At 60.0% G+C, this 21,982-nt stretch carries 23 protein-coding genes; 9 read left to right on the top strand and 14 right to left on the bottom strand.

Annotated features, from left to right (window positions below):
* The first annotated feature begins 262 nt into the window (after window positions 1-262).
* On the top strand, window positions 263-802 hold the full coding sequence (locus tag ATO10_RS14730; protein ID WP_035253035.1) for an adenine phosphoribosyltransferase: 540 nt from the start codon (window positions 263-265) through the stop codon (window positions 800-802).
* Here ATO10_RS14730 and ATO10_RS14725 read toward each other — a convergent pair.
* From ATO10_RS14725 to coxB, 11 genes are all read right to left on the bottom strand, one after another.
* A complete protein-coding gene (locus tag ATO10_RS14725; RefSeq protein ID WP_035253032.1) occupies window positions 799-2,202 on the bottom strand; it encodes an FAD-binding oxidoreductase in 1,404 nt (467 codons plus the stop codon). The genes ATO10_RS14730 and ATO10_RS14725 overlap by 4 nt on opposite strands.
* A 36-nt stretch (window positions 2,203-2,238) precedes the next feature.
* A complete protein-coding gene (locus tag ATO10_RS14720; RefSeq protein ID WP_035253029.1) occupies window positions 2,239-3,051 on the bottom strand; it encodes an MBL fold metallo-hydrolase in 813 nt (270 codons plus the stop codon).
* A gap of 56 nt (window positions 3,052-3,107) precedes the next feature.
* The gene (locus tag ATO10_RS14715) at window positions 3,108-3,701 is read right to left on the bottom strand and encodes a GNAT family N-acetyltransferase (protein WP_035253026.1); all 594 of its coding nucleotides are present in this window, start codon (window positions 3,699-3,701) and stop codon (window positions 3,108-3,110) included.
* On the bottom strand, window positions 3,701-4,963 hold the full coding sequence (locus tag ATO10_RS14710) for a M16 family metallopeptidase (protein WP_035253023.1): 1,263 nt from the start codon (window positions 4,961-4,963) through the stop codon (window positions 3,701-3,703). The genes ATO10_RS14715 and ATO10_RS14710 overlap by 1 nt, the downstream gene beginning before the upstream one ends.
* Window positions 4,960-6,351, bottom strand: coding sequence for a threonine synthase (gene thrC / locus ATO10_RS14705; RefSeq protein ID WP_035253021.1), 1,392 nt, complete (start codon window positions 6,349-6,351; stop codon window positions 4,960-4,962). The genes ATO10_RS14710 and thrC overlap by 4 nt, the downstream gene beginning before the upstream one ends.
* Window positions 6,352-6,366: 15 nt before the next feature.
* Entirely contained in the window at window positions 6,367-7,032 is a 666-nt protein-coding gene (locus ATO10_RS14700; protein ID WP_035253019.1) for an SURF1 family protein, read from the bottom strand.
* An 86-nt stretch (window positions 7,033-7,118) separates the two neighbouring features.
* Window positions 7,119-7,952 carry a cytochrome c oxidase subunit 3 gene (locus ATO10_RS14695; RefSeq protein WP_035253016.1) on the bottom strand — a complete coding sequence of 278 codons (834 nt, stop codon included), beginning with the start codon at window positions 7,950-7,952 and terminating at the stop codon, window positions 7,119-7,121.
* Between the two features lie 30 nt (window positions 7,953-7,982).
* On the bottom strand, window positions 7,983-8,576 hold the full coding sequence (locus tag ATO10_RS14690; protein ID WP_035253015.1) for a cytochrome c oxidase assembly protein: 594 nt from the start codon (window positions 8,574-8,576) through the stop codon (window positions 7,983-7,985).
* The gene (locus tag ATO10_RS14685; protein ID WP_035253012.1) at window positions 8,573-8,764 is read right to left on the bottom strand and encodes a hypothetical protein; all 192 of its coding nucleotides are present in this window, start codon (window positions 8,762-8,764) and stop codon (window positions 8,573-8,575) included. The genes ATO10_RS14690 and ATO10_RS14685 overlap by 4 nt, the downstream gene beginning before the upstream one ends.
* 1 nt (window position 8,765) lies before the next feature.
* A complete protein-coding gene (cyoE, locus tag ATO10_RS14680; protein WP_035253010.1) occupies window positions 8,766-9,716 on the bottom strand; it encodes a heme o synthase in 951 nt (316 codons plus the stop codon).
* A 57-nt stretch (window positions 9,717-9,773) separates the two neighbouring features.
* Complete coding sequence (gene coxB, locus ATO10_RS14675) at window positions 9,774-10,667, bottom strand: cytochrome c oxidase subunit II (protein ID WP_035253007.1); 894 nt, start codon at window positions 10,665-10,667, stop codon at window positions 9,774-9,776.
* A gap of 168 nt (window positions 10,668-10,835) precedes the next feature.
* Between coxB and tldD the strand changes: the two genes are divergently transcribed.
* From tldD to ATO10_RS14640, 7 genes are all read left to right on the top strand, one after another.
* A complete protein-coding gene (tldD, locus tag ATO10_RS14670; RefSeq protein ID WP_035253005.1) occupies window positions 10,836-12,257 on the top strand; it encodes a metalloprotease TldD in 1,422 nt (473 codons plus the stop codon).
* Between the two features lie 144 nt (window positions 12,258-12,401).
* Window positions 12,402-13,472: a DNA-processing protein DprA gene (dprA, locus tag ATO10_RS14665; RefSeq protein WP_081806546.1), complete on the top strand. Its 1,071-nt coding sequence runs from the start codon at window positions 12,402-12,404 to the stop codon at window positions 13,470-13,472.
* Between the two features lie 180 nt (window positions 13,473-13,652).
* Window positions 13,653-16,217, top strand: a complete 2,565-nt coding sequence (topA, locus tag ATO10_RS14660) for a type I DNA topoisomerase (RefSeq protein WP_035253003.1) — start codon at window positions 13,653-13,655, stop codon at window positions 16,215-16,217.
* A gap of 123 nt (window positions 16,218-16,340) precedes the next feature.
* Window positions 16,341-17,039: a CoA transferase subunit A gene (locus ATO10_RS14655; RefSeq protein WP_035253000.1), complete on the top strand. Its 699-nt coding sequence runs from the start codon at window positions 16,341-16,343 to the stop codon at window positions 17,037-17,039.
* 18 nt (window positions 17,040-17,057) lie between these two features.
* On the top strand, window positions 17,058-18,095 hold the full coding sequence (locus tag ATO10_RS14650) for a GSCFA domain-containing protein (RefSeq protein ID WP_035252998.1): 1,038 nt from the start codon (window positions 17,058-17,060) through the stop codon (window positions 18,093-18,095).
* Window positions 18,092-18,889, top strand: coding sequence for a hypothetical protein (locus ATO10_RS14645; protein ID WP_035252996.1), 798 nt, complete (start codon window positions 18,092-18,094; stop codon window positions 18,887-18,889). The genes ATO10_RS14650 and ATO10_RS14645 overlap by 4 nt, the downstream gene beginning before the upstream one ends.
* A gap of 27 nt (window positions 18,890-18,916) precedes the next feature.
* Window positions 18,917-19,546, top strand: a complete 630-nt coding sequence (locus tag ATO10_RS14640; protein WP_035252994.1) for a 3-oxoacid CoA-transferase subunit B — start codon at window positions 18,917-18,919, stop codon at window positions 19,544-19,546.
* 75 nt (window positions 19,547-19,621) lie between these two features.
* Here the strand turns inward: ATO10_RS14640 and ATO10_RS14635 are convergent, their stop codons facing one another.
* The 3 genes from ATO10_RS14635 to ATO10_RS14625 all read right to left on the bottom strand — a co-directional run bounded on the left by ATO10_RS14635 (window position 19,622) and on the right by ATO10_RS14625 (window position 21,473).
* Window positions 19,622-20,023 carry a hypothetical protein gene (locus ATO10_RS14635; RefSeq protein WP_035252992.1) on the bottom strand — a complete coding sequence of 134 codons (402 nt, stop codon included), beginning with the start codon at window positions 20,021-20,023 and terminating at the stop codon, window positions 19,622-19,624.
* Window positions 20,024-20,072: 49 nt separating this feature from the next.
* Window positions 20,073-20,474, bottom strand: coding sequence for a hypothetical protein (locus ATO10_RS14630; RefSeq protein ID WP_035252990.1), 402 nt, complete (start codon window positions 20,472-20,474; stop codon window positions 20,073-20,075).
* Window positions 20,475-20,657: 183 nt separating this feature from the next.
* Window positions 20,658-21,473 (bottom strand): lytic transglycosylase domain-containing protein, encoded by an 816-nt coding sequence (locus ATO10_RS14625; RefSeq protein WP_035252987.1) that lies wholly within the window; start codon window positions 21,471-21,473, stop codon window positions 20,658-20,660.
* 58 nt (window positions 21,474-21,531) lie between these two features.
* On the opposite strand from ATO10_RS14625, the gene ATO10_RS16440 reads away from it, so the two are divergent.
* Window positions 21,532-21,831: a hypothetical protein gene (locus tag ATO10_RS16440; RefSeq protein ID WP_155886781.1), complete on the top strand. Its 300-nt coding sequence runs from the start codon at window positions 21,532-21,534 to the stop codon at window positions 21,829-21,831.
* Window positions 21,832-21,982: the final 151 nt, after the last annotated feature.

The following is a 21,982-nucleotide window of genomic DNA, read 5'->3' as shown; positions in this document are numbered from 1 at the left end:
TATCGTTCTGCGGTACCCTGTTAAACATTGAATCGAGTAGAAGGAAACAAAAAAATGAACCTGCTAACTGCACAGTCCATGTTGGTGCGCCGTCAGATGAACCGGCGCAAACCGCTTTTGCCCTGGCTGCCCAAGCGGACCAAGCCTGCACAAGACTTGCCCAAGAAAAAGTAATCGCAGGGGCCCATGGGCCCCTTCGCGCCTTGCGCTGCGTGCTGCAATCGGCCACAAATTCGCCAAGCCTAACAGCAAGAGCGATCCGATGCCGCGCCCCTCTTCCGTCAAAGATTACATCCGCACCATCGTCGATTTCCCGCACGAAGGGATCATGTTTCGCGATGTGACCACGCTGTTTGCCGACCCGCGCGGGTTTCGCATGGCGATTGACCAGATGCTGCACCCTTATGCCGGGCAACCGATTGATAAGGTCGTGGGGCTTGAGGCACGCGGGTTCATTCTGGGCGGGGCCATCGCGCACCAGCTGACGGTTGGCTTTGTGCCAATCCGCAAAAAGGGCAAACTGCCCGGCACCACCATCAGTGAAGAATATAAGCTGGAGTATGGCGAGGCGATTGTGGAAATCCACGATGACGCCATCCAGCCGGGTGAACGCATTCTGGTGGTCGACGACCTGCTGGCCACGGGAGGCACGGCCGAGGCCGGGATCAAGCTGATCGAACGGCTGGGCGGAGAGATCGTGGGATGCGCTTTCATCGTGGACCTGCCCGAACTGGGCGGGCGCAAACGCCTGGAAGAGATGGACATGGACGTGCATGTCCTGTGCGAATTCGACGGGCTTTAACCCGGAACGATCACGCCTGGGTTCATGATCCCCAGCGGGTCTATTGCAGATTTAATGGCGTGAATGGCGGATAGCTTGCCCGCATCGCCGTATTTCTGCAAATCCCCCACCTTAAGCCGCCCAATCCCATGTTCGGCGCTGACTGATCCGCCCATCTGGTGCACCAGATCATGCACGCAGGTTTTGATCGCCTCGCGCTGGTCTTCGTGATCAGCCCGGGCTTTGCCCGGCATCGGGAAGACGTTGTAATGCAGGTTGCCGTCGCCCAGATGGCCAAAGCAATTGACCCGGTATTGATCAATCTTGGCCAACGCGTCGATGCCGCGCGGGATGAAGTCCGGGATTGCCGAGAGCGGCAGGGAGATGTCATGCGACGAGATCGAGCCGATGCGCCGATTGGCCTCGGGGATGTGTTCACGCACCGACCAGAGCGCCTGTGCCTGCGCGTTTGACTGGGCGATGACCCCGTCGGTGACCAGCCCGGCCTCCATGCCCAGCTCAAACAGCTGTTCCATCGCGGACGCAGCCCCTGCCCCCATGCCCAGTTCCACCAGTACGCACCAGCCCGGCGGGTGCGGAAAAGGCTGGCGGATATCGGGCAGGTTTTCGGCCAGAAACTGAAACCCCATGCGGCTGATCAGTTCAAACGCCGAGACGCTTTCGCCCGCCACCTTGCCCGCCAGCGCCAGCAGGTCCAGCGCCTGTGCCGGGCCGGGCACAGCCAGCATGGCAACGGCCACGTCGCGGGGGCGTGCGAACAGGCGCAGGGCGGCGCTGGTGATCACGCCCAGCGTGCCCTCGGCCCCGATCAGCAGGTGACGCAGATCATAGCCGGTGTTGTCTTTGCGCAGGCGTGTCAGACCGTTGAATATCTGACCGTCGGGCAGGACCGCCTCGACCCCCAGACACAGGTCACGGGCATTGCCATAGCGCAGCACGTTCACCCCGCCCGCATTGGTCGCCAGAACGCCGCCGATACGGGCCGAGCCACCGGACGCCAGTGACAGCGGGAACAGACGATCGGCTTTGGCGGCGCACTCTTGCACGTCTTGCAGGATCGCACCGGCCTGCACCACGGCGACATTTTCTGACGGGTGAACGGTGATATCGCGCATCCGCTCCAGTGACAGGATCAGCGGCGCGGGGCCTTGTTCCATCACCTGACCGCCCACCAGCCCGGTGCCCCCGCCATAGGGCACAACGCCGACACGGGCCGCAGCACAGGCGCGAATGACCTGTGCGACCTCGGCGGTTGAACGGGGGGCAACCAGCCCCCCGCCCTGCCCATGATACCGCCCGCGCGGTTCTTGCAGGTAGGCATCGGTCAGGGGGCGAAAGGCAGCCTCGGGCAGCAGGCCGCGCAGCTGAGAGATGAAAGGGGCGTCAGCGGGGTTTAACATGCGGGCACCTAAGCAACCCTGCGCCGGTTGCGCAAGTCAGTCCGACAGGAACTGTGGCTCAAGCACCAATACGGTGGGCGCACCGGGAAGGCTGAACCGAGACAGGGTGATGTCGTTGATCCCGGCGCGCTGCACCGAAAATTCGGCCTCGATATCGGTCAGGAAAATGTCCAGCGAGTAATCCGAGAACCAGTGCATCGGGATCACCACGGACGAACGCAACCGTTTGATCACGTTGATCATCGACGGCAGGTCCAGTGTCCGCCCGCCATCAACCGGCGCCAGCAGCACATCCACCCGGCCCAGATCGGCATATTGCTGGGCATCGGGTTCGTGGTGTAGGTGACCCAGATGACCGATGCACAGGCCTGCGACTTCGAATACGAAGATCGAGTTGCCGTCTTCGATGGCCAGTCCGCTATAGCCCCGTGTGTCGGTGGTGACGTTGCGGATCAGTATCTCGCCCAGATCCAGGTGATGGGTCGCCGGGGTGCCATCGCGGCTGGGCCAGCCTTGCAGCACATGTTTGATGTCAGGGTCAGGGTAGCTGGTAAAATGGGTGTCGTGCGAGTTGTTCATGGTCACGACATCGGGCAGAAAAGTGGTGATCCCCAGATAGCCTGCAAAATCGGTCACCACGGTAATGCCCCCCGGCGTTTCGATCAGGAACATCGAATGGTCGATGTATCGGATACGTACGTTGTCTTTGGCCACGGGGGTGCCGAAACCGGCCAGCCATACCATGTTGGGAGACGCCTGCGCCAAAGCCCGGCAATGGCTTTCGATCCGCTCTTGGGCAGAGGCAGACCATGTGAGGGCAAGCAAGAAAAGCGTGGCTAGGCGAAACATGCGCGTCTCCTTTCCGCAAAAAGGTAGCACAAAACCCGCATTTTCAAGCGATCACTTTACAGCGACAGGCCCACTTCGGTGCGTCCGCGCCGGTCGGTGCGTAAATTTGCGTATAAAACGTGATTGCGCCAGCGCCCGTCGATTTGCAGATAGCTTTGGGCAACGCCTTCGTATTTGAAGCCGGATTTTTCCAGCACCCCGCGCGAGGCGGTGTTTTCGGGCAGACAGGCGGCCTCGACCCGGCTGAGATCAAGTTCGGTAAAGGCGTAATGCACAAGCGCCTCGATGGCTTCGCGCATGTAGCCCTGACGCGCGAAGGGCGCACCGACCCAATAGCCCAGCGTGCCGGCCTGCGCCGGGCCGCGGCGGATGTTGTCCAGCGTGATGGCGCCCAGCAGAACTTCGTCTGAGCGGCGGATCAGGAACAGCGGCACGGCGGTATCACCGGTCAGCGCGCGTTGCGCCCAGTAGACCCGGTTGGTGAAGCTTTTCTTGGTCAGGTGATCGCGCGCCCAGCGCGGTTCCCATTTGGTCAGGAAGTCCTGACTGTCACGACGCAGGTTGGCCCAGGCGGCATGGTCGGAATGAACGGGCGGTCGCAGGGACATACGCGGCGTTTCAATCCGCACCTTGCGCCGCCTGTTCAGCATCACGCAGCCAGCCTGCCTTGCAGCGCCGCCAGATCGGGCGCGTTGGCGACGGGGCCATAAAGCGCCAGCGCAGCGGGCGACTTGAGGATCAGAGATCCGGCAAAGTCGCACACATCTGTCGTGGTGGTCGCATCAATGCGGGCGATGGTCTCTTCCAGCTCGGGCACGCGGTCCCAGGTGGCGACCAGACGCGCCTGACGTTCAGCACGCGACAGCGGGCTTTCCAGCCCCATCAGCATACCGGCCTTCAGCTGCGCGCGGGCGCGGGCAACCTCGGTCGGAGTCATATCATGGGCGGCGCGTTTCAGCTCGTCCATGGTCAATTCGGCCAGCGCGGGCAGTTCTTCGCCCGACGTTCCGGCATAAATCGTCAGCATGCCGGTATCGGCATAGGCCCCGGCCTGCGCAAAGATCGAGTAGCACAGCCCGCGCTTTTCGCGGATCTCCTGAAACAGGCGCGAGGACATCCCGCCCCCCAGAGTGCTGGCAAAAATCTGCGCGGCGTAGCGCGCCGGGTCACGGTAGCCCGGGCTTTCAAAGCCAATCGCGATATGGGCCTGTTCCAGCGCTTTTTCTTCACGCCGCTCGCCGCCGCCAAACTGCGCCGGGGTGGCAGCATCGCCCTTGCTGGGCGCCAGCCCACCAAAGATTGCCTCAGAAAGGCGCACGATTTCTTCGTGGTCCACCGCACCCGCAACCGACAGGATCATCTGATCCGGCGCGTATTGTTCGCGCACAAACTTGAACAGATCGTCGCGGTCAAAGCTGCTGACCCGTTCGGCCGGGCCAAGGATCGGGCGACCGATGGCCTGTTCGGGGAAGGCGGCCTCTTGCAGCCAGTCAAAGATCACATCGTCGGGCGTGTCCATCGCCTGACCGATTTCCTGCAGGATCACACCGCGCTCGACCTCTATTTCAGCCGGGTCAAACACCGGGTTCAGCACGATGTCCGAGATCACATCCAGCGCCAGCGGCACATCGGTTTCCAGAACCCGAGCGTAATAGGCCGTCATCTCGCGCGAGGTATAGGCGTTGATATAGCCGCCCACATCTTCAATCGTTTCGGCGATCTGCAAGGCGCTGCGTCGGGCCGTGCCCTTGAACGCCATGTGCTCAAGGAAATGGGCGATGCCGTTTTGTTCAAGGCGCTCGTGACGGCCACCTGCCGTCACCCAGATGCCAATGGCGGCGGATTTCATGCCGGGCATCGCCTCGGTGACGATGCGAAAGCCGTTATCCAGCCGGTGTAGTTCTACGCTCAAGCGCGGCGCCTCTCGTTAATCAGGGTCTCCAGCGCGGCCAGATCATTGGCAACACGGGTGACACGTTCTGATCGGTCATACAGATCAGCCATGCGCTTGGGAAGGGGCGGATGAATGCCGGTGGCCGCTTCAACCGCTGCGGGGAACTTAGCCGGGTGCGCGGTGGCCAAAGTGATCATTGGCGTGGCAGTTTTGGGCTGCTCTTGCGCAACTTTCACCGCGACGGCGGAATGGGGGCACAGAATCTCGCCGGTGCGGGCCTGCATGTCGGTGATAGTGGCCGAGGTTTCGTCTTCGGAGGCGCGGCCCGAGCCGAACAGGTCTTGCAGCACCTGCATCGCGCCCTGGCTGATCTGGAAACCGCCATCGGATTTGAGTTCATCCATCAGCTGCGCCACGGCGGCACCGTCGCGGTCATAGGCGTCAAACAGTGCGCGCTCAAAGTTCGAGCTGACCTGAATGTCCATCGACGGGCTGATCGAGGGCGTCACGCCGCTGGTGACATAGCCCTGCCCCGAAAGCGCGCGGTGCAGAATGTCGTTTTGGTTGGTCGCGACGATCAGGCGGTCAATCGGCAGGCCCATGCGCTTGGCGATGTAACCGGCGAAAATGTCGCCGAAGTTGCCGGTGGGCACGGTGAAAGAGACCTTACGGTGTGGCGCGCCAAGGCTGACGGCCGAGCTGAAGTAGTAAACCACCTGCGCCAGAACCCGCGCCCAGTTGATCGAGTTCACCCCGGCAAGCCCCACTTTATCGCGGAACTCGAAGTGGTTGAACATGTCTTTCAGGCGGGCCTGACAATCATCAAAGTCACCATCCAGCGCCAGCGCGTGGACGTTATCTTCGGACGGGGTTGTCATCTGACGGCGCTGAACCTCGGAAACACGACCATGCGGGAACAGGATCACCACATCCACGTTCGGCAGGCCGCGGAAGGCTTCGATCGCGGCGGAACCGGTGTCGCCCGAGGTGGCACCCACGATGGTCACCCGTTTGCCCGACCGGCTGAGCGAGGCCTGAAACAGCTGGCCGATCAGCTGCATGGCGAAGTCTTTGAACGCCAGCGTGGGGCCGTGGAACAGTTCCAGCAGGAAGTGGTTGTCGTCCAGTTGCACCAAGGGCGCGCGGGCGTCATGGCCGAAACCTGCATAGGCGCGGGCGATGATGGCGCGGAATTCGTCATCGGTGAAGGTGTCGCCGATGAAGGGGCGCATGATGGTAAAGGCGATCTCTTCGTAGGATTTGCCCGCCAGCGCGGCGATATCATCGGTGCTGATCTGGGGGATGGTTTCGGGCACATAGAGCCCGCCATCGCGGGCCAGCCCGGTCATCATGGCTTCTTCGAAACTCAGAACCGGGGCCTGCCCCCGGGTGGATACATAACGCATCAGATTCTTCCGCTTTTAGTCGGTTCCCCGCCTGATACGCCAGACGAGCAGCGCTGTCATCCCCAGCCAGACAACCGCCAGCGAATACCAGGTGACGGCATATTCCCAATGGTCGTTCGGGATGCCCGCGCTGTTGACGGGAAACGGCGCCAAAACCGGGTCGGCGGGGGTGATGGTGCGGGCGACGATCAGGACCGGATCGGTGCCCAGATGGGCGGCAAGCCGTTCTACGTCACGGGCAAACCACAGGTTGTTGGCCAGATCGGGGTCTGGGGTGTAGCCATCGACCTCATCGGGCCAATGCAGATTGCCGGTGACGGTGATCTGATCGGGGCGCGGGCCGGGCTGGTCCTGCAGCTTCAAAAAGCCGCGATCCAAAAGCACGCGGCGGTCGCCCATATCAAGCACATCGACCACGCGGTGCCCTGCCCCGATCAGCTTGACCGAGGCCAGAACCAGCACGCCGGGTTCCAGCGTGCCGGTGGCGGTGACGGGCAGAAAGCGATCTGCGACCGGGTCGGGCTGTGCGGGCACGGCGATGGGCGTGCCGCCGATGCGGGCGTCAATCTCGGCCAGTACGGCCTCTTTCCATTCCAGCCGCTGCATCTGCCACGTGCCCAGCCAGATCAGGATTCCAGCCCCCCAAAGACCAAACAGCAATGGCCAGATCGCGCGCCGCATGTCATTCCCCTCGATAGACAAAGGCGCGAGGTTGCCCCCGCGCCCGTAAGATTTGGTATCAGCAGTCGCGCAAGGCGCGCAAGCTGTTAGCCGCCCCAGATGTAAACTGCGGCGAACAGGAACAGCCAGACCACATCCACAAAGTGCCAGTACCACGCAGCGGCCTCGAACCCGACGTGCTTTTCGGGGGTGAAGTGGCCCTTCTGCAGGCGCAGCAGGCAGATGAACAGGAAGATGGTACCGATGATCACGTGCGCCCCGTGGAAGCCCGTGGCCATGAAGAAGTTGGCGCCATAGATGTTGCCCGAGAAGCCAAAGGCCGCGTGGCTGTATTCATAGGCCTGGAAGTAGGTGAAGATCAGGCCCAGAGCGACGGCAAGGATCAGGCCGTTACGCATGTCTTTGCGGTTGTTTTCATGCACCAGCGCGTGGTGGGCCCAAGTGGCCGCAGCGCCCGAGCACAGCAGGATCAGCGTGTTGATCAGCGGCAGGTGCCAGGGATCAAAGGTTTCGATACCAGCCGGCGGCCAGACGCCGTCCACTTTGGGGCTGTCGGGACCCATCGGATAGATAGCGTGTTTGAAGAAGCTCCAGAACCAGGCGGCAAAGAACATCACTTCGGACATGATGAACAGCACAAAGCCGTAGCGCAGGCCGATGCGGACAACCGGTGTGTGATCGCCCGAGTTGCTTTCAGCGACAACATCCGACCACCATGTGAACATGACGTACAGAACGCCGATCAGCCCGGCAAAGAACAGCCACGGGCCGCTGACGGTGATGGTGCCAAACAGAAAGGTGGCCTCGCCGGTCATAAAGACGACGGCGCCAAGCAACATGGCAAAACCCGCGATCGCGCCGACGAAGGGCCAGATGGAGGGGTTTATGATGTGATAGTCGTGGTTTTTCTCATGAGCCATGCGTCTTGGCCTCCCTCGTTATGACCGTGGTCACTGTGTCTGAACGCTGGACTTTCCCAAATCCAGCGCTGCTTGTGTTTGATAGTCCTCGGGCAAATCTGCCCGATGAAAGGTGTAACTAAGTGTGATCGTGTGTACGTATTTCGCTTCGCGGTGTTCCAGAATTTCAGGATCCACATAGAAGGTCACCGGCATCATCACCCGCTCGCCGGGTTCCAGCACCTGCATTTCGAAACAGAAACAGTCGATCTTGGTGAAATAGCCCCCTGCCGAGAAAGGCGCGACGTTGTAGCTGGCGCTGCCGGCGACGGGTTCATCCGTTGGGTTGTAGGCTTCATAGAAGGCCAGCCCGGTTTCGCCCAGCCGCACTTCCATGGTGCGGGCGACGGGTTTGAACTCCCACGGGAACTTGGCGGCCTTGGACGCATCAAACCGAATGGTGATGGTTTCGTCCAGAATCACGTCCGAGCCTTCTTCGGCGGTGACGGTTACACCACCAAAGCCGGTGACCGCGCAGAACCAGTTGTAAAACGGTACCGCGGCCCAGGCCATCGCGCCCATGAACACCACGACCGAGACCAGCTGGATGACTGTCTTGCGAGTCTTGGGGGCCTGCGCCGTCATTGGCTGCCCTCCTTGGGTTCCAGCGAATAGCGCACCGTGTGGTCAAAGCCTTCGATGCTTTCGCCATTGGAGACTTTGACAATGGTCAGGCCAAACACGATCCCGACAAAGGTCAGCAACACGGCCAAAAGGCCCATGTTCCGGCCAAAGCGGCGTTTGTGCAGTTCGTGATCTTCTTTGAACGCCATCTTACCAGCCTCCCAATCCGAAGGGGGCCAGACCGGCCTGCGCCATCAGGGCAACGAAGTGCAGGAACAGGTAGATCAGCGAGAACTTGAAGAACTTTTTCTCGGCGGCGTATTTGTCGGCCTGCGCGTCTTCCTCGGGGCGGCGCCACAGGGCAAAGGCCTTGCGCACGAACATGGCGTTCAAAACGCCCGAGGCGATCAGATAGATCGGCCCGCCGATTGAGGTTGCGGCAATCGCCAGCGCCATCGGGGCCAGCAACAGGGTGTAAACCAGAATATGGGTGCGGGTCGATTTGCGGCCGTGGGTCACGGTCAGCATCGGCACGCCCGCATTGGAATAGTCTTCCTTCATGAACAGCGCCAGCGACCAGAAGTGCGGCGGCGTCCACATGAAGATCAGCGCAAACATCAGCACGCTTTCAACGCTGGCCACATCGCCCGTCACAACCGCCCAACCGATCATCGGCGGGAAGGCACCCGCGGCGCCACCGATCACGATGTTCTGAGGGGTCGAGCGTTTCAGCCACATCGAATAGATCACGACATAGAAGAAGATCGTAAAGGCCAGCAGGCCCGCTGCGGCCCAGTTGGCGGCAAGGCCCAGCATCACCACGGCAAATCCAGACAGGGCCAGACCAAAGCCCAAGGCTTCTTGCGGTGAAACCTTACCTGCCGGGATCGGCCGGTTCTGGGTGCGTTTCATGATGCGGTCGATATCCGCATCCCACCACATGTTCAGCGCGCCGGATGCGCCGCCACCGATGGCGATGCACAGGATCGACACGAAAGCGACAAACGGGTGCACAGACCCGGGCGCCACAGCCAGACCGGCCAGCGCGGTGAACACCACCAATGACATCACGCGGGGTTTCAGCAGCGCGATGAAATCGCCAAAGCTTGCCTCTCCGGTGGTGGCCGTCGTGCGTTCGAATGCTGCGGTGGTGTCTGTCATGCGGTCCTCGCGTTTTGGGTAGGGCCGACGCTTGGGCGCCAGCCCTTACCTGTAACGTTAGTCAGCCGAAGCGACCTGAAGGTCAGCCGGCGCGCCGGCGTACTCTTCTTTGGCGGTTTCCAGCCAGGCTTCGTACTCTTCCTGAGTAACCGCCTTAACGGTGATCGGCATATAGGTGTGGGCTTGGCCGCACAGTTCCGAACACTGGCCGAAGTAGATGCCTTCTTTGCCTTCGTCGACGTTGAACCACAGTTCAGCCAGACGGCCCGGAACGGCGTCTTGCTTCACGCCAAAGGCAGGGATGGTCCAGGCGTGGATCACGTCAGCAGCGGTCACCTGGATCACAACGTTTTTGCCGGTCGGCACAACCATTGCGGTGTCGGTGGCCAGCAGCCACTGGTCCTTGGTATAGCCAGCCTCGGCCAGTTGCTGTTCAACGGCATCGTTGTAAACGAAGCCTTCATCAGCGCCGATCATGTAGCTGTCGAACTGGAATTCGTGGTCAGGATATTCATAGCCCCAGTACCACTGATAACCGGTGATCTTGACGGTCACGTCGGCCTCAGGAATTTCCAGCTGCTTGAACAGAACCGGCAGCGAGAAAGCGCCGATGACAACCAGCACGACAATCGGAACGATCGTCCATGCCACTTCCAGCGGCGAGTTATGTGTGAAGGTCGCAGGTGTGGGGTTCGAACGTTTGTTGTGACGCACGAACACATACAGCATCAATCCAGCGACGAAGACGCTGATCACGGTGATGATATAGAGCAGGAAGTGATCCAGCCCCTGAATATCGCGTGCAAGCTCGGTTGCGGCCGGTTGAAATCCCAGCTCCCCCGGCGACGGCTGCCCGATGATTTCCAGACCGTCCTGCGCGAAAGCCGCAGAGGTGGAAATGGTTGCAGCAAAAGCGGCCGTGAGGCCGGAGAGCGATGTCGAAATCCGCATGGTTTCTCCCTATCAGTATGCGGCAAAAACCGCCAAACGGCACCCCCGGACGGAATGCCGTTGTTTTCCCTGCCCTCAAAAACCATATTGGGCGAACCAAGACAAGCGCATGTTGTGTGTTAACGTCGCAACTTGACCCACGTCAAAGACACATTCAGGAAATTGCAAATGCCCGAACGTCCTTTCAGCCCCTTTAATGACTGCCTGGACCTTGAAAAGGCCCTTAATACCCTGCGACATGCTGCCGCAGGTGCCGATGACGGGGAGCTGTTTCTGGAACGTCGTCGCTCAGAGGACGTGCTCTACGACGATGGTCGAATCCGCAATGCCAGCTATGACGCGCTGGAGGGAATCGGTCTGCGCGCCGTGCGGGGGGAAACCGCCGGTTACGCCCATTCATCCGAAATCAGCCACGGCGCCCTGGAGCGCGCCAGTGCGACGGTCCGTCTGGCCGTTGGCGATGGCGGCGGCGTGATGGCACCCGGCCCGCAACCCACGAATCGCCGGCTCTATTCTGACGCCGACCCGATCGAAGAAGCCGCCTTTCCGGTAAAGATCGAACTGCTGCGCGAGATCGACGCGTTTGCCCGCGCCCTTGACCCGCGCGTGGTGCAGGTGTCGGCCAGTATCTCGGCCTCGTTGCAAGAAGTCTTCATCCTGCGTCCCGATGGCCAGTTGCTGAATGATACCCGCCCGATGTCGCAGCTGCATGTATCGGTGATTGTCGAAAAGGACGGTCGACGTGAAAGCGGCCGCGCGGGTGGCGGCGGGCGCGCCGGATTGGCGGCCATGATGCAACCCGATCATTGGCAGGGCGAAGTGCGCGAAGCGCTGCGCATCGCGTTGGTGAATCTGGATGCCACCCCGGCCCCGGCAGGGGTTATGGACGTGGTCCTTGGCGCCGGTTGGCCCGGCATCCTGTTGCACGAAGCTGTCGGCCACGGGTTAGAGGGGGATTTCAACCGCAAGGGAAGTTCGGCGTTTTCCGGGCTGGTTGGTGAACGGGTCGCCTCTAAGGGGGTGACGGTGCTGGATGACGGCACGATTCCGGATCGGCGCGGCTCGATCACCTTTGATGATGAAGGCACGCCGTCGGCCAAAAACGTCCTGATCGAGGACGGGATTCTTGTGGGCTATATGCAGGATCGCCAGAACGCGCGCCTGATGGATGTGGCCCCCACCGGCAACGGGCGCCGCGAAAGCTATGCCCATGCGCCGATGCCGCGCATGACCAACACCTATATGTTGGGCGGCGACACCGCGCCGGGGGACATCGTCGCCGATCTGAAGGACGGGATTTACGCGGTTGGCTTTGGCGGCGGGCAGGTTGATATCACCAATGGCAAGTTCGTGTTTTCCTGCACCGAAGCATACCGCGTGGAAAACGGCAAAGTCGGTGCGCCGGTCAAAGGCGCGACCCTGATCGGCGATGGCGCCACGGCAATGCAGCAGATTCGTGCCATCGGCAACGACATGGCGCTGGACCCCGGCATTGGGAACTGCGGCAAGGCGGGGCAATGGGTGCCGGTCGGCGTGGGCCAGCCCACGCTGATGATCGGAGGACTGACCGTCGGGGGCTCGGCCACCTGATATTTTTCACCTTTTACGAGCAACGTTCACACCTCGTTAACCCTGATGGGGAATCGTAAGGGTGTAATGAGCGGAGCTTTGTAACCGGTGGATCTGAATTCTTCCTTTCCCCCCCTCGCACCACCCGACAGGGAAGACACCCTGGTGGCATGGCTTCGCCTCATTCGCTCGCGCCGCGTAGGGGCGGTGACTTTCCACAGGCTGATGGATGAACATGGCGATGCGCACTCGGCGTTGGAGGAGCTGCCAGAGATTGCCCGCGCCGCCGGTGTCAAAGGCTATCAGGTTTGTGATGCCGTCTCTGCGCAGCGCGAGTTGCAGGCAGGCAGGCGTGTCGGGGCAAGGCTGATCAGCTGCGCCTGCCCCGACTACCCCCCGGCCCTGCGTGATATATCCGATGCGCCGCCGCTGGTTTGGGTGCGGGGCGAAACGGCGCTTTTGCACCGTCCGATGGTGGCGCTGGTCGGGGCGCGCAATGCATCGTCCTTGGGGCAACGCATGGCGCGCAAACTGGCCGCAGACTTGTCTGAGGCGGGGTTTGTCACCGTTTCCGGGCTGGCCCGCGGGGTTGATACCGCCTGTCACTCGGCCTCGCTGCCCGGTGGGACGGTCGCGGTGCTGGCAGGTGGGGTGGATGTGGTTTACCCGCGCGAAAACGCCGACCTGACCGAAGAAATAGCCAAATCCGGCGCTTTAATATCCGAACAACCCATCGGATTGCAGCCACAAGCGCGCCATTTCCCCCGCCGTAACCGGATCATCTCGGGCATGGCGCGGGCCGTGGTGGTGGTTGAAGCCGCCGCGCGGTCAGGCAGCCTGATCACCGCACGCAACGCGCTGGATCAGGGGCGCGAGGTGCTGGTGGTGCCCGGCCACCCGTTTGATGCCCGCGCCGGAGGCTGCAACATGTTGATCCGCGATGGCGCGACTTTGGTGCGCGGAATCGATGACATCATCGAAGCCATCGGTCCGGCCACGCAGACGCAGGCCGAGTTGCCCCTGGTGCCGGAAGGCCCCGCAGAACGCCCGCGCGTCCAGACCCGTGCGCTGCATGATCAGATATTGCACCGGCTTGGCCCCTCGCCCATGGCTGAGGACCAATTGATCCGCGATCTTAAACGGCCCGCTGGCGAGGTTACGCCAGAATTGGTGAACCTTGAACTGGATGGCCGGATCGAGCGGCAATCGGGCGGGTTGATCGCGCTGAAGCATTAGGCAGTACCTGCGCCCCTGGCCTGCGAAATATCCACCGGAACACTCTTGTATATAGGCGCCCAATTTTTCCGCCCCTACGGGGCGTGGGCTAAAGCTGCTTTTCAATCCATTGACAATCCCGCCAATCGCGACACATTTTGCGCCGCCAAGGGCCATTTTGCCCGAGTCGAAAGGAAATTCATGCCCGTCGTCGTTGTAGAGTCCCCGGCCAAAGCCAAAACGATCAACAAGTACCTTGGCAAAGACTATACGGTGCTGGCCTCCTACGGGCATGTGCGCGACCTGCCGCCCAAGGATGGCTCTGTCGACACGGATAACAATTTCGAAATGCTGTGGGAGATCGCAACCGACAGCCGCAAGCATGTCAAAGCCATCGCCGATGCGCTGAAAGACGACAACGAACTGATCCTCGCAACCGACCCCGACCGCGAGGGAGAGGCGATCAGCTGGCATCTGGAAGAGGCGTTGCGCAAACGCCGCGCTATTAAGAAGGACACGCCGGTCAGCCGTGTGGTGTTCAACGCGATCACCAAATCGGCGGTGACCGAGGCGATGAAAGCCCCGCGTCAGGTGGATGAAGACCTTGTGCACGCCTATCTGGCGCGCCGGGCGCTGGACTATCTGGTGGGGTTCAACCTGTCGCCGGTGCTGTGGCGCAAACTGCCGGGTGCGAAATCAGCGGGGCGGGTGCAATCGGTTTGTCTGCGTCTGATCGTGGAACGCGAGATGGAGATCGAGGCGTTTAAGCCGCGCGAATACTGGTCGGTCAAAGCAGTGCTGACCACCCCGCGTGGCCAGAGCTTTGAGGCCCGCCTGACGGTACTGGGCGGCGAGAAGCTGGATAAATACAGCATCGAAAATGCTGCCGCTGCCGAGCTGGCAGTGCAGGCAATCAACAGCCGCGATCTGACGGTGAAATCGGTGGAGGCCAAACCGGCCAGCCGCAACCCTTCGGCGCCGTTCATGACCTCGACCCTGCAACAGGAAGCCAGCCGCAAGTTCGGCTTTGGCGCGCGCCACACCATGAGCTGCGCCCAGCGCCTGTATGAAGCCGGGTTGATCACCTATATGCGAACCGACGGTATCGATATGGCGCCCGAGGCCGTAACCATGGCGCGCGAGGAAATCGGCAGCCGGTATGGTGCTGAGTACGTGCCCGATAAGCCCCGGATTTATAAGAACAAAGCCAAAAATGCCCAGGAAGCGCACGAATGTATCCGCCCGACGGATATGTCGCGCGATGCGGCCAGTTTGAAAGTTTCAGAACCTGATCAGCGCAAGCTTTATGATCTGATCTGGAAACGGACGCTGGCCAGCCAGATGGCCGGCGCCAAGATGGAACGCACCACTGTGGACATTGGCAGCGATGACGCCCAGATCGTGCTGCGCGCCACCGGTCAGGTTGTGCTGTTTGACGGCTTTATGAAGGTCTACGAGGAAGGCCGCGATGACGTGGTCGTGGATGATGACGACAAGCGCCTGCCCCAGATCGCCCAAGGCGAACCTGCCGCCAAGGAAAGCGTCACCCCCGAGCAGCATTTCACCCAGCCCCCGCCCCGCTATACCGAGGCGACGCTGGTCAAACGGATGGAAGAGCTGGGCATTGGCCGCCCGTCAACCTATGCCTCGATCGTCACGACGATTCAGGATCGCGGCTATGTGCTGAAAGACAAGAACCGCCTGATCCCCGAGGATAAGGGCCGCTTGGTCACGGCGTTCCTGACCAACTATTTCCGCAAATACGTGGGCTATGAGTTCACCGCGAACCTTGAAGGCGAGCTGGATGATGTCTCGGCCGGTGAGGCAGAATACATCGATGTGCTGGCCAAGTTCTGGAAAGATTTCTCGGCCGCGATTGCCGAAACTGCGGATTTGCGCATTTCAGAGGTGCTGGAAAAGATCAACGACGTGTTGGCACCGCATTTGTTCCCACCCACGGAAGACGGATCAAACCCTCGCATTTGTCCGAAATGCGGCAATGGACAGCTGAACCTGAAAACCGCCCGTTCGGGTGGGGCCTTCATCGGCTGTAACAACTACCCCGAATGCCGCTATACCCGCGCTTTGTCGGTGTCGGCCGACAGTGCAAATGCGGAACTGGACGGCAAGGTGCTGGGCCATGACGGCGAGGACGAAATCACCCTGCGCGTTGGCCGCTTTGGCCCCTATGTGCAAAAGGGCGAGCCGACCGAAGACATCCCCAAGCCACCGCGCGCCAGCCTGCCCAAAGGCAAAACCGCCGAGCAGCTGGGATGGACCCCGGAAACCCTGACATTTGATCAGGCGATGATGCTGCTGAACCTGCCGCGCGAAGTGGGAGACCACCCCGAAGGCGGCATGATCACCACCAACTTCGGGCGCTTTGGCCCCTATGTGATGCATAAGTTGGAATCAGAGGCCAAGCCGGTCTACGCCAATGTCAAAGATGCCTCGGACGTGTTTGAGATCGGCATGAACCGCGCGGTGGAACTGTTGGCGGAAAAACGCGCCAATCCGGGACGTCGCGGCAATTCAGCCCCGGCGAAACCACTGAAGGAACTGGGGGAGCACCCCGATGATGGTGGCCCCGTCAACGTGATGGAAGGGCGCTACGGCCCTTACGTGAAGTGGGAAAAGGTCAACGCGACCCTGCCCAAAGACGTGGAACCAGCGGATGTAACCATGGAAATGGCCGTGCAGCTGATCGCCGAAAAAGCGGCCAAGAAGGGCACAAAACGCAAGACCACGCGCAAGAAGTCTTCGTGACGGGTGCGAAGTTCACCAATTTGGCAAGTATCATGGCGTAATTCTTATGCCGCGCATGCATTCTAGGGTTTGACTCTGCTTCGCTGCGACGCAAAAGTTACGCAAATCATTTGAGGGGGACACATGAGTAAAATCTACGCAAATGCCGCTGACGCGCTGGACGGGCTGCTGGAAGACGGCATGTTCATTGCTGCGGGCGGGTTCGGGCTGTGTGGCATTCCTGAACTGCTGATCGACGCTTTGGTTGAAAGCGGCGTCAAGGATCTGACCATTGCCTCGAATAACTGCGGTGTGGATGGCTTTGGTCTTGGCAAGCTGCTGGACACCAAGCAGATCAAGAAAATGATGTCGTCCTATGTGGGTGAAAACGCCGAATTCATGCGTCAGTATCTGTCGGGCGAGCTGGAGCTGGAATTCAACCCCCAAGGCACCCTGGCCGAGCGCATGCGCGCTGGTGGTCATGGCATCCCTGGCTTCTATACCAAGACCGGTGTGGGCACCGTGATTGCCGAGGGCAAGGAATCCAAGACCTTCAACGGCGAAGAATTCATCATGGAAGAAGGCATTTTCGCCGATATTTCCATTGTGAAGGCGTGGAAAGCCGACGAAACCGGCAATGCGATCTTCCGCAAAACGGCGCGTAACTTTAACCCGCCCGCAGCGATGTGCGGCAAGACCTGCATTATGGAGGTCGAAGAGATCGTCCCCGTAGGCAGCCTTGACCCTGACCTGATCCACCTGCCGGGCATTTACGTGCACCGCCTGATTCAGGGCGAGCACGAAAAGCGCATCGAACAGCGGACCACACGCCCCGCGGCCTAAGCGGGCGCGGATGGTGCGATGGGCTCTCCCTATGACACACAGCCGGAACGCGCGTTCTGGCGGACAGGTGTAGCGGAACGCGATCCGCTGCACCCCGGAGACCTGTACCACCCCCGGTTCAAGCTGCGCCAGAAGCACAGCATCGTCACCGCCGGCAGCTGCTTTGCCCAACACATCGGACGGGCCTTGCGTCAGGCTGACTTTGACGTACTTGATGCCGAGCCCCTGCCGCCATACGTGCCCCAGCAGGTGGCGAACAAGTTCGGCTATGGCGTGTATTCAGCACGCTATGGCAACATCTATACCGCGCGTCATCTGAAACAGCTGTTGGAAGAGGTCTGCGGAGAAATCTCTCCTGCCCTGCCCGTATGGGAAAAAGACGGCCGTTTCTATGATGCCCAGCGTCCCGGCGTTGAACCTGACGGCTTGCCGGATGAAGAGACGGTTCTGGCCCATCGCGCCACGCATCTGGCCTCAATCAAAGAGCTGTTTCAGGCTGCCGATGTCTTTGTCTTTACCTTCGGGCTGACCGAATGCTGGCTGCATCGCGAAAGTGGGACTGTGTATCCCTCGGCGCCCGGTGTCGTTGCCGGCACCTATGATCCGGAACTGTTTGAGTTCAAGAACCTCGCCTTCAACGAGGTTCTGGCGGACTTTACAGCGGTGCGCAAGCGGCTGCTGGAATGGAACCCCAAAATCCGCATTCTGGTCACGGTATCCCCGGTGCCGCTGACAGCGACGGCCGCAAACCAGCATATTGAAGTGGCGACATGCTATTCGAAAGCGGTTTTGCGGGCCGTGTGTGGCACGCTGGTCAACAAATACCGCAATGTGGATTACGTGCCCTCGTACGAATTGATCACCTCCCCCAAGGCGCGCGGGCTGTATTTCAATCAGAACATGCGCAGTGTCACCCGCTCGGGCGTGAATGCGGCGATGAACATGTTTTTGGGCGCCCATGGCGTAAAGCAAAAGGCGGCGCAGCCAAAGCCAAACGCCGGGGTCGCGTTTGACCCCAGCTGCGAGGACGCCTTGATAGAGGCGTTTGCGCCATGACCAGGATCGCAGTCGTTGGACATTCGCATGTTGGGGCGCTCAAGCTTGGGTGGGACCAAATCTGTGGCGACTATCCCGATGTTGAAATGATCTTTTTCGCCTCTACGGGCGCCGCCGCACGTGGCATGGGGTTAAAGGACATGATGTTCGGGTTTCATACTGAAACCCCGAATGACGATGAGATCATCTTTGGCAACAGCGGTGCGCGGCGGATTGATTTTACCACCTTCGATCACGTCCTGTTTGGCGGCCGCGAATTGCGGGAAGATGAGCTGGCCGATGTGCTATCCGTGTATAACATCGACACGGCCCCGCAGGCCGATCTGGAACGGCGCATGTCGCTGAGCGCCTTTGACGCCATCCTTGAGGCATTTTGCCAAACGCGGATCAAGCACGAGTCCTGGCACAACTGGGAAACGCCCCGGCTTTGGATTCATCCGCAGCCCTATCCAGACGAACGCTGCCTTGAGTCAGGGGATTTAAAGTTTCTATCGTGGTGCGTTCTTTGCGCCGACACAGAGCGGTTGCTTTGGATGCGCACCCGGTACTGGCAAAAATTGACCGCCGCGTTTGAACGCACCGGAGCGACTTTGCTGCCGCACCCGGCAGAGACACTGACCGATGTTGGTCTGACCGACCCGGCCTATTCGCTTGGGGCGCGCCGTTTGCTGGATTCCAGCATCCACGCGCAGGAAGAGTACAATCACATGAATGCGGAATACGGCGTGTTGGTGATGAAACACTTTTTAAGCCGCTGCCTGGCACCGGGCCGCGATCTGAAAACCGGAACATAGAAGACGAGAGAGAGGAAGGGTCAAACCATGGCTTGGGACCGCAATCAAATGGCCGCCCGCGCGGCGCTGGAACTGGAAGACGGCACCTATGTGAACCTTGGCATCGGTATTCCGACGCTGGTTCCCAACTTTATCCCCGAAGGTGTGACGGTAACTCTACAGTCGGAAAACGGCATGCTGGGCATGGGCCCCTTCCCCTATGAAGGCGACGAAGACCCCGATCTGATCAACGCGGGCAAGCAAACCATCACCGAAGTGCCCAACACCGCTTATTTCGACAGCGCGACCAGCTTTGGCATGATCCGTGGTGGCAAGATTGCTGCGGCGATCCTGGGTGCGATGGAAGTGGATGAAAAAGGCGATCTGGCCAACTGGATGATCCCCGGCAAACTAGTCAAAGGCATGGGCGGCGCCATGGATCTGGTTGCGGGCGTGGGCCGCGTGGTGGTGGTGATGGATCACACCAACAAGCATGGCGACAGCAAATTGCTGAAAGAGTGCACCCTGCCGCTGACCGGCAAGGGCGTGGTTGATCGGATTATCACCAATCTGGGTGTGCTGGACGTGGTTGAGGGCGGTCTGAAGATCGTCGAACTGGCCGATGGTGTCAGCGACGAAGACCTGCGCGCCGCCACGGAGGCGACAATCGTCAACTAGGTTTGACGTCCTAAAACGTAAAACGGGGGCCGAAACCGGCCCCCGTTTCTATTTGGGAGGGAAAAACGTTAGGTCTTAGTTGGCGACAACACCGCTTTTGATCAGTTGCTTGGCCAGGAAACGGTCCGAGCCTTCGTTGCTGCGCAGCAGTTCCTGAATGCGGTGCTCAGAGACACCCGAGGTTACAAAGGTGGTACCGGTGACGTTGTTCTTGGCGATCTGGCGCGCCAGGAAGGCGTCTTCGCCGTCTGCGCTGCGGGCAAGCTCTTCAACGAAATGGCTGCCAAACTCAGTGCTTTTCGAAGACACCGAAGCAGACGACGCCACTGCGCCCTTTTTCAGCTGACGGGCCAGAAAGCGGTCCGCACCATCCGAGCTGCGTTCCAGCTCTTGGATGAAGTGGCTGTTCGACGTGTCAGCAAAAGTGAGGGCTGCGGCGCCAAGAATGATTGCGGTGGTCAGGATCAGTTTTTTCATCGTTCAATCTCCAGTCGAGTTTTTATGTTGGTGAGGTGGGCTGTCGTTCTTATTGAACGACAACACCCTTTTTGATCAGTTGCTTGGCCAGGAAACGGTCCGAGCCTTCGTTGCTGCGCAGCAGTTCCTGAATGCGGTGCTCAGAGACACCCGAGGTTACAAAGGTGGTACCGGTGACGTTGTTCTTGGCGATCTGGCGCGCCAGGAAGGCGTCTTCGCCATCTGCGCTGCGGGCAAGCTCTTCAACGAAATGGCTGCCAAACTCAGTGCTTTTCGAAGACACCGTGGCGGCAGGCTTTACAGCGCCTTTTTTCAGCTGACGGGCCAGGAAGCGATCTTCGCCGTCCGAGCTGCGTTCCAGCTCTTGGATGAAGTGGCTGTTCGACGTGTCAGCAAAAGTGGGGGCTGCGGCGCCAAGAATGATTGCGGTGGTCAGGATCAGTTTTTTCATCGTTCAATCTCCAGTCGAGTTCATAAGGTTTGGCGAACAGTGTTGCCCGCCGATGAACTGGAATTGGAGATGAACCCCGCTCACTTCAATGCACACGAGCGTGATATCACGGCCTCGTTAGTGCACATGTGCACAAGTAATGTTTTCGCGATTTCCATCACAATTTAGGGAAGATGCTTGAACTCAGCCCGCAGTCATCACCCGGAACACGCAGCCGTCGCTGACCAATTCGGGCGGGGTGATACATAGCCCCTTGGCCACGGCCCAGGCTGCCAGCACCTTGGGCACATAGTCCCGCGTCTCGGGATAGGGCGGCACACCCTGTTTGGTGCGCACCGCATTTTCACCTGCATTATAGGCCGCCAGAACCAAGGCCGGATCCTTTTTGAACTCGGACATCAACCAATTCAAATAGGCCACGCCACCACGAATGTTCTGTGCCGGGTCGGACCGGTCCTCGACCCCGAACCTCTCGGCGGTTGCGGGCATCAGTTGCATCAGCCCCACGGCCCCTGCCCCGCTTTCAACATCTGCGCGCCCGCCGCTTTCAACCGTCATCACCGCGAGAACCAAGGCTGGTGACACCTGTGTCCCGACCGTGGACTTCAGTATTTCGATGCCATGGAGCCGCGCGATCTCTTGCATATGCTGCAACCGCGGTGCGGCCACCTGAGAGCCATCCGGCCCCTCGTTCAGCGCGTTAACCATGGGTTCCAGCCGCGCCGGGCTGGCATCTTCTATGTCCGGCGACACCAATGACCAATACCAAGCGTAGCGCCCGCTAGGAATGGTAGGCAATGCGCCGGGGGTCGCCTGCTCAGGAGCTTCGGGCACCGCAGGAAGCTGAGGCGTGATCTGAACATCAATCTTCTTTTGACCCGCCGACGGGGGCTTCACCCGCTTAAAGGTGAAATCCGGATAAGGCGGCGGTGCCTCAGCGAATGCTGGCCCATGGATCATGCAGGCCAAAGCAATCGCAGCGGGAATAAGTTTTTTCATAGCGAGGGTCCTGCTCTGCCCCGTCTTGTTGCGCCAAGTCTTTCAAAAAACGGGTCCGATGACCATTAAATTCGATCCTGACAGGCCTAAGACACACCCCAAAAGTGTATTGATTGCAGTGGATTTCACAATGAATGCAAATTTCTTTAAATTTATTATCTTTTTAAAACAGGTATTTATGCAGTTTTTATTGAGAAAATTCACTCTCTCCAAAATTGCCAAAGCCGCGCCCAATTGCTGCCCCAATCCAACAGCAGATTGCACCCATGGCACGGCGATGCTCAGACAAAAACAGAGGCAGTCTGGGAAATCATCGTCACGCTCCGCAATGATGCGATTAACCTTGAGAGGGACTTAAAATGAAACTGTTCGACATGATCAAGAAATTCCACAACGACGAATCCGGCGCTGTAACCGTTGACTGGGTTGTTCTGACCGCTGCTGTGGTTGGCCTGGGCTTCGCTGTTATCTATGCAGCCGACGATGGCATGACCACTCTGGCAACTGCT

Origin of the sequence: Actibacterium atlanticum, from assembly GCF_000671395.1 — a bacterium.
GTDB classification, from domain to species: domain Bacteria; phylum Pseudomonadota; class Alphaproteobacteria; order Rhodobacterales; family Rhodobacteraceae; genus Actibacterium_D; species Actibacterium_D atlanticum.
Note: the sequence above shows the minus strand (reverse complement) of the source record. Positions and strands in the feature narration are given on the sequence as shown.

What these genes read in the sequence shown, in the direction of transcription:
- ATO10_RS14730 (WP_035253035.1), top strand. Translation starts at nt 263, where the DNA reads ATGCCGCGCCCCTCTTCCGTCAAAGATTACATCCGCACCATCGTCGAT.
- ATO10_RS14725 (WP_035253032.1), bottom strand. Translation starts at nt 2,202, where the DNA reads ATGTTAAACCCCGCTGACGCCCCTTTCATCTCTCAGCTGCGCGGCCTG.
- ATO10_RS14720 (WP_035253029.1), bottom strand. Translation starts at nt 3,051, where the DNA reads ATGTTTCGCCTAGCCACGCTTTTCTTGCTTGCCCTCACATGGTCTGCC.
- ATO10_RS14715 (WP_035253026.1), bottom strand. Translation starts at nt 3,701, where the DNA reads ATGCTGAACAGGCGGCGCAAGGTGCGGATTGAAACGCCGCGTATGTCC.
- thrC (WP_035253021.1), bottom strand. Translation starts at nt 6,351, where the DNA reads ATGCGTTATGTATCCACCCGGGGGCAGGCCCCGGTTCTGAGTTTCGAA.
- ATO10_RS14700 (WP_035253019.1), bottom strand. Translation starts at nt 7,032, where the DNA reads ATGCGGCGCGCGATCTGGCCATTGCTGTTTGGTCTTTGGGGGGCTGGA.
- ATO10_RS14695 (WP_035253016.1), bottom strand. Translation starts at nt 7,952, where the DNA reads ATGGCTCATGAGAAAAACCACGACTATCACATCATAAACCCCTCCATC.
- ATO10_RS14690 (WP_035253015.1), bottom strand. Translation starts at nt 8,576, where the DNA reads ATGACGGCGCAGGCCCCCAAGACTCGCAAGACAGTCATCCAGCTGGTC.
- ATO10_RS14685 (WP_035253012.1), bottom strand. Translation starts at nt 8,764, where the DNA reads ATGGCGTTCAAAGAAGATCACGAACTGCACAAACGCCGCTTTGGCCGG.
- cyoE (WP_035253010.1), bottom strand. Translation starts at nt 9,716, where the DNA reads ATGACAGACACCACCGCAGCATTCGAACGCACGACGGCCACCACCGGA.
- coxB (WP_035253007.1), bottom strand. Translation starts at nt 10,667, where the DNA reads ATGCGGATTTCGACATCGCTCTCCGGCCTCACGGCCGCTTTTGCTGCA.
- tldD (WP_035253005.1), top strand. Translation starts at nt 10,836, where the DNA reads ATGCCCGAACGTCCTTTCAGCCCCTTTAATGACTGCCTGGACCTTGAA.
- topA (WP_035253003.1), top strand. Translation starts at nt 13,653, where the DNA reads ATGCCCGTCGTCGTTGTAGAGTCCCCGGCCAAAGCCAAAACGATCAAC.
- ATO10_RS14655 (WP_035253000.1), top strand. Translation starts at nt 16,341, where the DNA reads ATGAGTAAAATCTACGCAAATGCCGCTGACGCGCTGGACGGGCTGCTG.
- ATO10_RS14650 (WP_035252998.1), top strand. Translation starts at nt 17,058, where the DNA reads ATGGGCTCTCCCTATGACACACAGCCGGAACGCGCGTTCTGGCGGACA.
- ATO10_RS14645 (WP_035252996.1), top strand. Translation starts at nt 18,092, where the DNA reads ATGACCAGGATCGCAGTCGTTGGACATTCGCATGTTGGGGCGCTCAAG.
- ATO10_RS14640 (WP_035252994.1), top strand. Translation starts at nt 18,917, where the DNA reads ATGGCTTGGGACCGCAATCAAATGGCCGCCCGCGCGGCGCTGGAACTG.
- ATO10_RS14635 (WP_035252992.1), bottom strand. Translation starts at nt 20,023, where the DNA reads ATGAAAAAACTGATCCTGACCACCGCAATCATTCTTGGCGCCGCAGCC.
- ATO10_RS14630 (WP_035252990.1), bottom strand. Translation starts at nt 20,474, where the DNA reads ATGAAAAAACTGATCCTGACCACCGCAATCATTCTTGGCGCCGCAGCC.
- ATO10_RS14625 (WP_035252987.1), bottom strand. Translation starts at nt 21,473, where the DNA reads ATGAAAAAACTTATTCCCGCTGCGATTGCTTTGGCCTGCATGATCCAT.
- ATO10_RS16440 (WP_155886781.1), top strand. Translation starts at nt 21,532, where the DNA reads ATGACCATTAAATTCGATCCTGACAGGCCTAAGACACACCCCAAAAGT.